Genomic DNA, 14197 nt, shown 5'->3' on the forward strand with positions numbered 1-14197 from the left:
TATATTTTTTAAATTAAAAATGTCTCAAAATAATAATTTTGAGACATTTTCCCTAAATATTAAAATATATTAATTATTTTGACATTATTATGTACATAGATATTATAAGCCCTATACATCCAGTACAAAACATTATGTCAATAACCTTTTTATTCATATCTCCCCTATTTCCCCCTATTTATTAAGTAATGGTTTTATTATATTATTAGGTATAGTAAATTCAACTAACCCCATATACCCTGGCGCTACGTCATACTTATCAAAGCATATAACAAGTTCACCATTTTTATTTATATAAAAATCTTGATTTTTATCAATAAACTTAAAATTCATTTCTTTTATTTCATCATCTATCCAATAATGTTTATTCTTATCTTTTTTCATATTGTCTCTCATTTGTTCTTTTATATTTTGACTTATAACATTTATATAGTCATTATTTTTAAACATCCCCTCTAAAGACAATACTGTTTCATTTTTTTTATCTATATTATAAAATTTTCTTATTGTATTTGATGAACCTTGTGCATAATGAGTGTAAACTACTACTGAAAATAAATCTTCGTTATCTGTTAATACTTCATACCAAGATTCTACTAAGCTATGCCCTTGTACTTTATCTGATTTTAATATTTCCATTTCTTCTAAGAAATCTTCGTATAATTTTTTTCCTTCTTTTTCAAACTCACTATTTAATTTATACTCTAATTTTTTATCTGTTAATCCGCTTATTTTTGGAACATCTATTGATGCCTTATATCCATTTTCATCTATACTGTAATTTTTTATAGTTATTATTTTTACTAAATTTCCTATTATCGGTATTTTAGAAAGAGTTTGAGCAAATGCTGGGCTAATATTTATGCCTAAAACAACAAGTAAAAGAGATGCTGCTATTACCATTTTGTTTTGATATTTTCTATATTTTATATTGCTATTTAGTGCATCATTTACTACATCATCTAATTCTTTTGGTATTTTAATATTATCATAATCTTTCTTTAACATTTTCAAGCTATCTTTATCCTTCATTATTAACCATCCTCTCTCTTGATGTCTATTTTTATTTTAAGCTTACTAAGAGCCTTATAAATTCTAGTTTTTATTGTGCTTATATTTTGGTCTAATGTTTTTGCTATATCCTCTATTTTCATATCTTCAAAGTATCTAAGTATTATAACTGTTTTATAAATTTCATCTAAGCTATCTACTGCCCTTAGTAGATCTATATCACTATATTTATCATAATCTATTTTAGAATCTTCTAAAACATCATCACTTACTACTATGTATTTTTTATTTTTCCTTATATAGTCTGTTGTAGTATTTATAAGTATTTTATAAAACCATGGCTTTATATTATCCGTATCTTTTAATGTATTTATTTTAGAAAGAGCTTTACATATAGCATCATGAACTATGTCTAGGGCATCATATTCATTTTTAACATAGCTATAAGCTATTTTGTAAAATGACTCTTTGTTTTTAACTATATAGTCTTTTAATTTTTTTTCTTTTAAATCTTTGCTTAAGCTTAGCAGTTTCATTAATAATTTAAACCTTCCTTTCTTGTACATATATATAGACGACTTATGTACACTAAAAAGTTGCTTATTTTTTAATTTTTTAATTTAATATATAAAATACCCTCATCTTTTAATTTAGATGAGGGTATTTTTTTATTTATCTGCTATATTTTGGAATATCAAATACTAAATTGCTTCCTTTATCATACATGCCAACTATTTTTACCATTACTCCTGATATACCATTTGCCCAGTTTACATCTGTTGCATATTGATGCCATGAGTAATCATAGTTAAATTTCATTTTAAATATGTTATTTTGCTTATATTTTGTATTTTTTATGTAATTTTGAGCTATCCATTTAGCTGAACCATCAATTGTTGCCTCTACACTTGTCCAACCATTTGAATAAGCAGCTTCAGCACCGCTTACGTTTGCACTATGGTCTATTGCACCTATACCAAAGAAGTTGTAAACCTTAACTGGTGATGGTAGTGGTTTTCCTTTGTATGATGTTATAGTTTGACCTTGTGCTAAAGTTGATCTTCCATAAGCTGTTTCCCACATAGCATGAGATACTAAATAAGCTAAATCTATATCATATCTTTTAGCTGCATTTATAAAAGTTTGCCCTTGATTATAAAATACATTAGTTCCCGAAGATGCTGGTCTTAAAGAGTTTAAATATGAGTTTAATTCACTAGCAGTAACTCCACCTTTATATGAATCTGTTCTTAAAAACTGCATCATTCCCTTTGTACTACCTGTAAAGTTATTTGGGTTTAAGTAGTATTCTAAGTCTGCTCTACTAGCAGTAACAAATCCTCTTTTTATAGATGAATCTATAACATTTCCACCTACACGTGCTCTTTCTAATTGAACTACTACATGATCTTCTAATGTATATCCTAGTTGTATATGATTTACAGTTGCTCCATTTATATTGGCAGTTCCTCCACCATTATCTGGAGTTTCACTTCCTCCACTAGAACCTATGTTACTTAAATACATACTAGAAACATATGCATTACTTCCTCTGTAATCTATTTTTGACCATCCATTACTTTCTTCTTTTACTTTTACTTCATCACCCTTGCTTAAAACACCTATTTTAGAGTGAGATGTTGATGGTCCACTTCTTACGTTTAGGAAGTCGTAGTTTACTACTTTTACTGTATGATTATCTGGATTACTTGGCACTTCTGGTGTTGTACTTTCACTACTTAAGTACGAACTTGATACATATGCTACATTTCCATTGTATTTTATTTTACTCCATCCATTGCTTTCAGATATTACTCCTACTTTATCTCCCTTTTTTAATGTTCCTATTTTTGAGTGAGATGTTGATGGTCCACTTCTTACATTTAAAAATTCATAATTTACTACTTTTGTTTCTTTTATACTTTCACCTGGGTTACTTGGTACTTCTGGTGTTGTATTTTCTTTACTTAAATATGTACTTGATACGTATGCTACTTTTCCATTATATTTTATTTTACTCCATCCATTGCTTTCAGATATTACTCCTACTTTATCTCCCTTTTTTAATGTTCCTATTTTTGAGTGAGATGTTGATGGTCCACTTCTTACATTTAAGAAGTCATAGTTTACTACTTTTGTTTCTTTTACGCTTTCATTATTTGAATCTGGCTTTTCAGGATTTGTATTTGATAGATTACTTAAATATCTACTAGATACATAAGAAACTTTTCCATTGTAATTTATTTTACTCCATCCATTACTTTCTGATATAACCCCTACCTTATCTCCTCTATTTAGTTTACCAACTATAGAATGAGATGTTGATGGTCCACTTCTTACATTTAAGAAGTCATAATTTACTACCTTTGTAGTATTCGCTCTAGTATTTATATTAGAATCTGAAACTTTTTCTAAATAATCACTATATACATAGCCTATTCTTCCATCATATTTAACTTTAGACCATCCATTGTTTTCTGATATTAATTCTAATATTGTTCCATTTTTTAATTTAGTTATAGCTCTATAACTAGTACCTGCACCATTTCTCATGTTAAGTCCTTCTATTGTAACTCTTCTTTGGTTATCTGAAGAAGGATTATCATTTGATTCATTATTAGATAATGATATGTATGTAGATGACGCCCATCCAGTATTTCCTGTATTAGTTTTTATTTTGTACCATCCGTCTGTTTGTTCTTCAATTGATACTTTTTCATCCTTTTTAACACTAAATATTACTGCATGACTAGTTGAAGGTCCACTTCTTACATTTAAATAACTTGTTGTAACAATTCCTGTTAAATCAGAAGCATAAACACTACTTACGGTCATAGGCACTGCTGCTAGTGCTGCTAATGCTATCTTTTCTTTCATCTATATTCTCTCCTTGTGGATAAATTTGACATTATATACGATTAGTATAATTATACGACAGTATATTTTTTTAGTAAATCTTATCCGACAAATAAAACTAAAATTTTGTAGTTTTTTTGTAACTTTTTCTAGAAATATAGAGAAATTTATATTTAAAAACATTTTTATTTGAAATATTTTTTATTAAGTACCTCTGCACATTTTACACCATATGGAACTTTTTTAAGTCCAGTTTCTTTTTTAAATACTTCTACTAAATTTTTATTATTTTCAATATAGCTTTTATGATTTGGATAAATTATTGGATATTCTAAATAAGACATAAAGTACTCTAAATCTCTTCCACTACATCTTTTCCAATATCCATCCCATAATGTATTGTTTATATAGTCCCATTGTTCTATTGCCTTTCCATTTTCTATAAAGTATTTTATAGGGTCTGGAATAGGACTTGTATTTTTTTTAAATTCAAAGTCTAATTCACATAATTCTTTTATATATTCTGTTATTTCTTCATTTAAATTTTTCATATTCTTTTCTAATTTTTCTATTCTTACTAAATCTACTTTTAATGAACTTTTCTTATATGCCTTTGCATATATTTCTAGTAATTTATAATCTTTATCATTTATCATATATCTCTACCCCTAAAAATATATTTATTATAATATTTTGATAAACTCTATTGTTTACCTCTTTTTTAAACGATAAATTGTTTGTATTTCTATATTTTATAAATTCCTTCTATCATAATATATACTATGTTATAGTAAATTCATAATATGTAATTAATTTAGTGGTTTTGGAGGATATTTATGAAGATAGGAGTTGTAGGACCTTTAGATTCTAGTAAAAAAATAAAAGAATATTTAAATGAAATAGATAATGATTTAGAGATAAAATTATATATAAGAGAAAAGTTAGTAGATGCACCAGAAGTAATAGTAGATTGTGAAAATGAATGTGATGGAATAATATTTACAGGTTGTGGAGTTTATGAATCTGTTAGGGCTAAGCATAAAATAAACTTGCCTAATGTTTTTGTATCAAGAGGTAATGCAAGTATTGTTAAAGCTCTATGGCAAATAAAAAACAGTAATATAAATTTTAATAAGTTTAGTATAGATGTTGTTGATAATGAGATTTTAAGTGATGCTTTATATGAAATTGACTTTGATATTAATAATGTATATTCTATGCCTTATTCTAATGATATTTCTGAAATGGATTATGCTAAATGGCATATTGATTTATTTGAAAGTAAAAAAACAGATGTAATGTTAACTGGACTTGCAAATGTTTATAATTGCTTAAAGTCAAAAGGATATCCAGTATTTAGACTAGAAGCAACTAGACCTCTTATAAGAGTAAGTTATAATGAGCTAAAAAGTAAATATGAATTAAATAAAGCTAAACACTCTCAAATAGGTGTAGAGATTCTTAGCTTAGTAGATTATAAAGAAAGTATGGACAAGTATTACTCTAACATGATTAAAAGATGTGACCTTGATAAAATTATAGTTGAATATGTTAGAGATATACAAGGTTCTGTATTTAATTTTGGTAGAGATGAATACATAATATTTGCTCATAAAGGTGCTATTGAAAATGATATAAACTACAATAAATTATTTAGTTTAAAAAATAAAATAAAGTCTATTGGATTTTCTCTTGCTGTAGGTATTGGTATTGGAAATACTTCATATCAAGCTGAAACAAATGGATATAAAGCATTAAAGCGTTCTTTAGATTCTTCTGATTTTGATATATATTTAATTGATGAAAATAAGTTTTTAAAAGGTCCTCTAGGGTTAGATAGTGAAATTAACTATTCACTTATAGCCTCTGATGAATATACAATAGATATTTCTAAAAAGTCAGGACTAAGCTGTGAATCAATATCAAAAATTATAGCAATAAGTAATACTAGACAAAGTAAAATATATGATACAAAAGAGTTAGCTACACACTTAAATATAAGTGATAGAAGTGCTCGAAGAATTTTAAATAAATTAGTTTCAAAAGAACTAGCAAGAGTGTGTGCAAAGGGAACTAGTGAGGGGGTCGGTAGACCTAAAAACCTTGTAGAACTTTTATTTTAGTACAAAAAAGGGCTTATTAAAAGCCCTTTTTTTATTAATTATATAGTTCTATCGTATTTTTCTAAGAAGCTTAAGTACTCTTCTTTAGTCATTACAGGAGTGAAGTTATTTAATATTTCATTAGCTTCTTTTGCTCCATCAAATAATAAATCTACAACAGTCATAGCCATAGACTTTGCAGGTACTATGTATGCTAATTCTTCATCTACTATTTCATACTCTCTAGTATGAAGTGCCCCTTTTACACCACCTACCATTGGGTGAAGTGTTGGCATTAGATGAGATATATCACCAAAGTCAAATGAACCTGTAAAATCTCCACCGTCAACTATTTTTTCTGATTCTATTCCTAAATCAACTAAGTTATCACTAAATAATTTATCCATATCTCTATAACGAAGTATTGGTAAATATCCTGGTATTTCAGTTAATACTACCTCTGCTCCTACTGCATTACCACCTGCTATTAAAGCTCTATTTATTCTCTCACTAGCATCTATCATACCATCTATAGTTCTAGCTCTTACATATGATTCCATTTGAACATCAGCAGGTACAACATTTACTATATCTCCAGCTTTAGTTAAAATTGGATGGAATCTAACTCTTTCAGATTCTTTAAATGTTTCTCTTAGTGCATTTACATTATTTATAGCAAGCATTGCTGCATTTAAAGCATTTATTCCTTCATGTGGTGCTGAACCTGCATGTGATTCTTTTCCTATAAATTGAACTTTCTTTCCTATAAATCCATTACTTTCTGGACCTACTAATGCCTTATTTTCTCCCATATCTAATGAATGGAACATCATAGACATATCTATATCATCAAAATATCCTTTTTTAACAAGTTCTTGCTTTCCGCCAAAGTAAGTTATTTCACCTTTATCTTTTAATGATTGTCTATATTCTAACTCTATAAATTCTTCTGCTGGAGTAGCCATAAAAGATACTTTTCCATCAAGATTATCTAATACACCACTTTTAACTAATCCAACTGCAGCACCTAACATACCAGCTATTTGTATATTATGTCCACAAGTATGAGATGCTCCTATTTCATTAGAGTGTTTATGCTCTTTACAAGATATTCCGTCTAATTCCCCTAATATAGATACATGTGGTCCTTTTTTATCACTATTTGCAGTAGCCATACATCCTGTAACAGCTATATTTTTTTCTACTTCTAATCCTAATTCTTCACTTAAAAAGTTTGATACAGCTTCAGTAGTTTTATATTCTTTATATCCGTATTCTGGATTTTCATATATTCCACGACCTACTTCTATTATTTTATCTCTATTTTCATCTATTGTTTTTATAATTAATTCTTTTAATTTAGCTTTATTCATAATTAATTCCTCCCAAAATATATAAATATTTGTATTATATTAAACTATATAACCCCTTGCATTTTTAGTACTATATGTCCTATAGATGCACAAGCAAAGAATATTGTTGTGAAAACTACTAAAGATATAACTACTATTTTCCAAGACATTTTCTTTAATTCTTCTATTTTATTACCTACAGATATTCCAGCAAATGCTAGTAGCGGTGTAGTTATAGCCATAAAGTTTATATTTGCAACTTGTTCATTAAATACATCTGATACTGGATTTCCTGGTATACTAAGTATTAACCCTATTATTGTTGCAAATCCAAATGCAGGAAATATTGATTTTGGAAATAAATCTTTTAATATCATTGCTGCCATAGCTGCTGCTATCATTATTAACATTCCAGGAAGAGCTGTAGTTATTGCTACTCCCTTACTTATATATTGCCCTATTAAAATCATAGCCCCAACCATTAGCATGACTATAAGTTGATTAAAACTTTTTTTAACATTTATATTAGCAAACATTTTTTATCCCTCTCTTTATTAAGCTACTTTATTACTTGATGTTTTTTTAGACTTTCTACCTAACTTAGGCTCTAAAACTTTATATAACTTATTTGTAAATGGTAAAGTTATAAATACTAAGAATATTAATCCAGTTAAACTAGACATCATATTACTTGTAGCCCCATATGAAAGTATAGTATCAACCATAGCAGGATCAGCTGCTATTTCTGGTACTTTTGTAAGTGCTGCTGAAGCTGCAGTCATCATACTACCACTACCAACTCCTGTTGCCATACCAAGTGCATATGGATGAAGACCTGTATATATTGAAACAGAACCTAGTATAGAGAAGTATATAGTTCCTATTACTGTTCCCATTAAATATGTACCTAAAACACCACTACCTTCTGGTGAATTTATTCCGTATTTTTCAGATATAACTCCTAAAGAAGTTTCACGACTTATACTAGAGCAAGCCCCCACAGCTTCTCTTTTAAAACCAAATAGTAACGCTAAAGGAAGTGCTACTATAGGTGCTAATATATGTCCAAATTCTTGAGCTAAAAATGCTGGACCTGCTTGTATTATTTTTGCAAGGTTAGGACCAACTGTTGAACCATACTTTATACCAAGTAAAACAAGTGCGATACCAACAACATCTCCAGCTATATTTATTTCTTTTTCCCCAACCATTTCTTTTAATACTTTTATTTTCTTTCCTAATAAATCTGGTGTGATTATAATTCCTATAATTACTGCGTATAACATTGGGAATAATACTAAGGCTACAGAACCTAGCTTAACTGTATACTCTCCAATAAATTCGCACCCTACAACTATTAATAAAGTTGCAAGCATAACTTTCATAAGACTTTTGTTATTTTCCATATTTCCTCCCTAAAAAATATAAGTATTTAACTAAGACAAAGTTCCCCTTTTTAAGAATACGTTTGCCTATTTTCAAAAATAAAAACTTTACATAAAATATTTAAAGCTTTATTTTTGACATGTCATTAAGTTGTCCGTAATTAAAGAATAAAATATTTGGAGATTTTTGTCAATATATTTTTCATCTTAAATATTTGTATTTAAAAAATATTCATTTCAAAATGTTATTGACAAAATTTGTATAAAGTGATAAATTTTAAAAGTCAACTTTAGTATAGATTAACTTAATGTTAACTAATATCAAGAAAAGGGGTAGGTAAATTGAAGAAAAAATTAGTTGGTATCTTAGTAGCATCTAGTATGATGTTAATAGTTGGCTGTAGTGCAAAAGAAAGCAATAAAACGGAAGCTGAGGAAATCAAAAAAGTATTTGTATATGGTAGTTTAAGAAGTGATATGTTTAACTACGATATATATTTAGACGGAAAAGTAACGAAAAATGATAAAGCTACTATAAAAGGTGATTTATCCCATATAGAAAATAAGGGGTACCCTGCTGTAACACCAGGAAATGGTGAAGTAATTGGGGAGTTAATGGAATTTAAAGATTTTGATTCTACTTTAAAAGAATTAGATGAATTAGAAGCTTATGAAGTAGGAAAAGAAAATGAAAATGAATATAATAGAGAAATAGTAGATGTTAAGTTAGAGGATGGAACTACAGAAAAAGCTTATTATTATGAGTATAATCCTCCAGCTGAATACAATAAAGATGATAAATTAGTTCCAGTTAAACATGGAGACTGGAAAGTATATATGGAAGAAAATAATAAAAAATAATAATTATATTAAAAAATAACACTCCATGTATATTATATGGAGTGTTATTTTTTAATTATTTAATAAACTAATTTAAATATTATTTTCTATTTTCTAAGAATTTAACTAAGTTATTAACTGTAGCCATATCACTTCTTTCTAAGTCTGTTGGCTGAAGTACTATTCCTAATCTAGATTCTATTTCAAGTAATACTTGTATTATAGCTAATGAGTCTAAAAGCTCTGCTTCAAATAAATCAAAATCTAAATCATCTCTTATTTCATCACTACCTAAAACATCTTCAAATATTTCTATAACTGTTTCTTGCATTTTATGTCCTCCTTAAATTAAGCAAAATATCCTGAGAATATTAGTAGTCCAAAACATGCTATATTAAATGTTACAAATATTTGCACATATTCAAACCATTTCTCTTTTTTATGCTTTTTGTAGAATTTGGATTTTTTCTGATATATATCTGTAAGAACTAATGCTAGACCTTGATATATACCATATACTATATAAAACCATGTTAAACCATGCCAAAATCCCATAACTAACATTGTTATCATTTGAGCAACACGACCTGCTGTGGCTCTATTTTTAAATCTTTTCTTTCTCATAGAAGATATTAAATATCTTGAGAATATATAATCTCCAAACCATCTAGAAAGACTTATATGCCATCTTGTCCAGAATTCTTTCATATCTTTACTTATAAATGGTTTGTTAAAGTTATCTGGTGCTTTTATACCAAATATATAACTTGTACCTACTGCAAATAAACTGTATCCTCCAAAGTCAAAGAATAAATATAAACTATAAGCATACATATAGCTTAGTGCATTTTTAAAAGTTATATCAGTAGGTATTTTTGACATCCAGTAAACATTTATTAAAAATGCTATTACAAACTTATATCCAATCCCCATAAATATTTTTTTAATACCTGGAGCTAAATATTCATTTACATATTCGCTTCTTGATATATTTTTTTCTAATTCTTTTTCAAATCTTCTTGATCTATCTATTGGTCCTGAACTTAATGTTGGGAAAAATAGTACAAAGTAAATCATATCTAATAATTTTACTTCTTTTATTGCCCCATCATAAATTTCTATAACCATTTGTATTGTTCTAAAGTTTAAATAAGATATTCCTATAAAACCAATAGTCCCCATTGATGTATATGGTGATAATTTATTAATTATTATTGGAGACATTGATGCTAATAAAAATAATCTATATACAAGCTTACTGTCCGTTTTCTTTCTTACATATTCATATCCTTTAACTACTATAACTTCAATTACCATAAAGGCTATTAAGAATTTTAGGTGTACATTTACTCCAACTATTAAAAGTATCATAAATGCAGTTGCTATCATTCCATAGTACTTTATCTTTTTTTCACAAAGTCCTAATATTATAGCTGGTATTGACGTTAATAATAATATATAAAGATAAAAATAATCTCCATATTGTGAAAAAGTCATTAAATTTCCTCCATAAGTTTCTTTCTATCTATTTTTCCGTTTATGTTTGTTGGGAATTCATCTATAACCTTTATATTTCTAGGAATCATATATGATGGTATATATTTTCCTAATTCTTTTTTGATTATCATCCCATTTTTAAGATTGCTTAGGGAGTTCTTTTCCTTTAATTGTACTATACCTGTTAAGTATGCTATTTTTTCATCCTTATAAACTGGTATAACTACTGCATTTTTTATATTTTCAACTTTTCTTAAGTTGTTTTCTATATCTTCTATTTCTATCCTAAATCCATTTAATTTTATTTGGAAATCTTTTCTACCGTAGTAGTATATTCTTCCATCTAGAAGATATCCTATATCTCCGGTTTTATAAGCTCTATGTTTTACTCCATCTATTTCATCAAAGTAAAATACTTCATTAGTTTTTTCTTCATTGTTGAAGTATCCTTTTGAAACTGAAGGTCCTATTATTACTATTTCACCTTTTTCACCTTCACTTAGTTCATTTCCCTCTTCATCTATAATTTTTATCTTACAGTTTTCCATAGGGAATCCCACAGGTAAGCTTTTTTCATCTTCTACTAATTCCATAGTCATATCATTTACACTTACTCCAACAGTAGCTTCAGTTGGTCCGTATCCATTTATAACTCTAGTATTTTCAAATCTTTCTAAAAGTTCTTTTGTTAAACTCTTTGGAAGTGCTTCACCTATAAATATCATAGATTCAAGTTTTGGTAACATTTCACTATTAAAGCTCTTTTCTGTTACACAAACACCTGCAAATGATGGTGTTGAAACCCATACTGCCATATCAGATTCACCAAATTGTCTAAATAGTTCCTTGTAGTCTGCTAATACTTTCTTTGTTAAAGAGAATAAAGTAGCACCATGAACTAATCCTGGATATATAGATGTAACTGATAAGTCAAATGAATATGCTGCTTGATTCATTATTACTTTTTCACTTCCATCTATGTTTAAATATGGACTAATCCAATCAACAAAGCTATCTAAGTTGTTTGAACTTATTTGAACTCCCTTTGGTTTTCCTGTACTTCCTGATGTAAATAAGATGTATGCATTTTCATCATCTTTTACCCAGTTAGATTTATCTATTTCTTTATTTTCATATTTATTTATAATTTCTTTTAATTCATTTTCATTAACTACATTTAAGCCTTCTAAGTTTACTTCACTAAAGTTAAATACAACTTTTGGCTTAATTTCACCAGTTACATCATATACTCTATCTAGTGGGAAACTTATATCAAGTGGTACATATGCTCTTCCTGATTTTAGGGCACCTATCATACATGCCATTATCATATTTTCCTTGTTTCCATATATAACTATTGGTGTGTTATCTTCATGTATATCTTTTAAATATAAAGCTATTGCTTCTGAGTACTTATCTAAATCTTTATAAGAAAGACTTTCATCATTACATTTTAATGCTATCCTGTCTGTATTTGCGTATTTTTTTATACCTTCAATGATTTTCATTAGTAATCCTCCTTATTAAAATTCATTATATATAAATGGTAATTCTTTAAATGATGTAAATGTCATCACTAATATAGCCGCTATTATAACTATTGTTAATGTAATACTTATCATTAAGTATTTATTGTTGATCAAATTTTTTAAATAATTTTTCACAAACATCTACCCATCCTTTCGTACCAAGGTGCATAACATCCCTTAAGTAATACTTTTCAGTTTCTTTGTCTCTTAAATCTATAACATCAAAACCTTTTTGTTTTGCCATTTTCTCTGCTTTATCATAAAAAGCATGTCTTTCTTCTCTTGATATTCCTGTTAAGTTATAGAACTTGTCCATAGCTGGAAGCATAACAACTACTGGCTTTATTCCTAAATCTTTACATACTGATAATGTTAACTCATAATCATCAAATTCTCTTGATTCTAATAGATTAACATAATCGTATCTACCTTTCATTTTATCTAGGTTTTTACCAAAGTTTTTCTCATAGTACATTTTGTCTATACATAAATCATTGTTTCCAACTCTTTTTTTAGCATCTTCAATTGCTTGTTTTGTTTCATTTTCCCAGTTAATAGGCTCTCCTTTTTTAACTTCTTTTTTCTCAGGAGCTCTTAATAACTTTCTAAATAACATTCCCTTGTCTTTTAACACTACTTCAAATTGTCTTGCTTTAAAGTAAGGGTGTAATATAGTCTTTTCTACTTTTGAAATGAATGAATCACTAATATATAACTTTGCATATACAGCTTCTGGCTTAAACTCTCCAGATCCAGCTAATAGCTCAATTGTTCTTTTTGCAAACTCCTCTTTATTTTCCTTTGATATTTCAGGATTTTGTAAAAAGGCATAGAATTGAACAGGTGAAAATCTACCTTGATAATGTTGAGGTGTAACACCTTCTTTATCCATAAACCACTGCATAGAAAGTAGTAATACAACTTTTTTATCTTTTATATTAGGGTCTGTACTCCCAATTATAGTTGCATCTTGTAAATTTTGAGTATATGCCTTCCCTATTGTAAAAACTCCATTTTTACTTCTATTTGTATTGAAATAGTAAGTAGGATGTTGCTTTGTAGCAAGTCCTAGTTCTGATGAACCTATCATCATAATATCATTTTGTTTTAAAAGATGATTATTTAATATAATTCCCTTATCCTTTTCCGAGCTTAGAGGATAATTCATTACAGGAATTAAGTCTCTTTTATTTAATAGGTCTTTTATCTCATGGTCTAGGAATTTGTCTAGTCCGAATAAGAATATTCCCCCTATTAATATCGGCACAATGAAATAAGTTATTTTTTTCATATTTCTCTCCTCTAATTTAATCGTAATACCTAACTATTTTATTACTTTATCGACATATATTCAATAACACTTTTGTAACTTTATGTTTTTTTAAGGTATTTTTAAGGTTTTTTTAAATTATTTTTAAAATCATTTTACACTTAAATATTTTATTTTTATCATATTTCAAATAAAAAATATAAGTTTTTTATAATTTTTCTTTTAGTTAGTAAAAATTTGCATATCAAAAAAGTATAGATATATATCTATACTTTTATCTTTTGTATTATTTTTTTAGTTTTTAATAGTTTTATATAAAAAAACCTTAATTATTTAAGTTTAGTTATTTTTCTAA

General features: G+C 27.5%; 13 protein-coding genes. 2 read left to right on the forward strand and 11 right to left on the reverse strand.

Annotation, left to right across the window (positions count from 1 at the left end; genetic code table 11):
- Window positions 1-174: 174 nt before the first annotated feature.
- The 4 genes from I4U66_RS08395 to I4U66_RS08410 form a co-directional block, all read right to left on the reverse strand.
- Complete coding sequence (locus I4U66_RS08395; RefSeq protein WP_092924721.1) at window positions 175-1032, reverse strand: anti-sigma-V factor rsiV; 858 nt, start codon at window positions 1030-1032, stop codon at window positions 175-177.
- Window positions 1033-1034: 2 nt separating this feature from the next.
- Entirely contained in the window at window positions 1035-1547 is a 513-nt protein-coding gene (locus I4U66_RS08400; RefSeq protein ID WP_195581309.1) for an RNA polymerase sigma factor, read from the reverse strand.
- A 136-nt stretch (window positions 1548-1683) separates the two neighbouring features.
- Window positions 1684-3888 carry an SH3 domain-containing protein gene (locus tag I4U66_RS08405; protein ID WP_195928736.1) on the reverse strand — a complete coding sequence of 735 codons (2205 nt, stop codon included), beginning with the start codon at window positions 3886-3888 and terminating at the stop codon, window positions 1684-1686.
- Window positions 3889-4052: 164 nt separating this feature from the next.
- Window positions 4053-4523, reverse strand: a complete 471-nt coding sequence (locus tag I4U66_RS08410) for a hypothetical protein (RefSeq protein WP_092924715.1) — start codon at window positions 4521-4523, stop codon at window positions 4053-4055.
- Between the two features lie 180 nt (window positions 4524-4703).
- On the opposite strand from I4U66_RS08410, the gene I4U66_RS08415 reads away from it, so the two are divergent.
- Window positions 4704-5990, forward strand: coding sequence for a transcriptional regulator (locus tag I4U66_RS08415; RefSeq protein WP_092924713.1), 1287 nt, complete (start codon window positions 4704-4706; stop codon window positions 5988-5990).
- 38 nt (window positions 5991-6028) lie between these two features.
- Here the strand turns inward: I4U66_RS08415 and I4U66_RS08420 are convergent, their stop codons facing one another.
- Genes I4U66_RS08420 through I4U66_RS08430 form a run of 3 tightly spaced genes read right to left on the reverse strand, consistent with a single transcriptional unit; the run spans window position 6029 to window position 8727 of the window.
- A complete protein-coding gene (locus tag I4U66_RS08420) occupies window positions 6029-7342 on the reverse strand; it encodes a M20 family metallopeptidase (RefSeq protein WP_195928738.1) in 1314 nt (437 codons plus the stop codon).
- A gap of 44 nt (window positions 7343-7386) precedes the next feature.
- Window positions 7387-7857: a hypothetical protein gene (locus I4U66_RS08425; RefSeq protein ID WP_092924709.1), complete on the reverse strand. Its 471-nt coding sequence runs from the start codon at window positions 7855-7857 to the stop codon at window positions 7387-7389.
- A gap of 18 nt (window positions 7858-7875) precedes the next feature.
- Window positions 7876-8727 carry a DUF3100 domain-containing protein gene (locus I4U66_RS08430; protein WP_195928740.1) on the reverse strand — a complete coding sequence of 284 codons (852 nt, stop codon included), beginning with the start codon at window positions 8725-8727 and terminating at the stop codon, window positions 7876-7878.
- A 321-nt stretch (window positions 8728-9048) separates the two neighbouring features.
- Between I4U66_RS08430 and I4U66_RS08435 the strand changes: the two genes are divergently transcribed.
- The gene (locus tag I4U66_RS08435; protein ID WP_195928742.1) at window positions 9049-9567 is read left to right on the forward strand and encodes a gamma-glutamylcyclotransferase family protein; all 519 of its coding nucleotides are present in this window, start codon (window positions 9049-9051) and stop codon (window positions 9565-9567) included.
- A gap of 79 nt (window positions 9568-9646) precedes the next feature.
- Here the strand turns inward: I4U66_RS08435 and dltC are convergent, their stop codons facing one another.
- From dltC to dltD, 4 genes are all read right to left on the reverse strand, one after another.
- A complete protein-coding gene (gene dltC / locus I4U66_RS08440; RefSeq protein WP_092924705.1) occupies window positions 9647-9877 on the reverse strand; it encodes a D-alanine--poly(phosphoribitol) ligase subunit DltC in 231 nt (76 codons plus the stop codon).
- A 17-nt stretch (window positions 9878-9894) separates the two neighbouring features.
- Window positions 9895-11043: a D-alanyl-lipoteichoic acid biosynthesis protein DltB gene (dltB, locus tag I4U66_RS08445; protein WP_195581314.1), complete on the reverse strand. Its 1149-nt coding sequence runs from the start codon at window positions 11041-11043 to the stop codon at window positions 9895-9897.
- Complete coding sequence (gene dltA, locus I4U66_RS08450) at window positions 11043-12551, reverse strand: D-alanine--poly(phosphoribitol) ligase subunit DltA (RefSeq protein ID WP_195928744.1); 1509 nt, start codon at window positions 12549-12551, stop codon at window positions 11043-11045. The genes dltB and dltA overlap by 1 nt, the downstream gene beginning before the upstream one ends.
- A 121-nt stretch (window positions 12552-12672) precedes the next feature.
- Entirely contained in the window at window positions 12673-13863 is a 1191-nt protein-coding gene (gene dltD / locus I4U66_RS08455) for a D-alanyl-lipoteichoic acid biosynthesis protein DltD (RefSeq protein WP_195581317.1), read from the reverse strand.
- Between the last annotated feature and the right edge of the window lie 334 nt (window positions 13864-14197).

It is taken from the genome of Romboutsia sp. D33t1_170424_H2, assembly GCF_015669105.1.
Taxonomy (GTDB): domain Bacteria; phylum Bacillota; class Clostridia; order Peptostreptococcales; family Peptostreptococcaceae; genus Romboutsia_C; species Romboutsia_C hominis.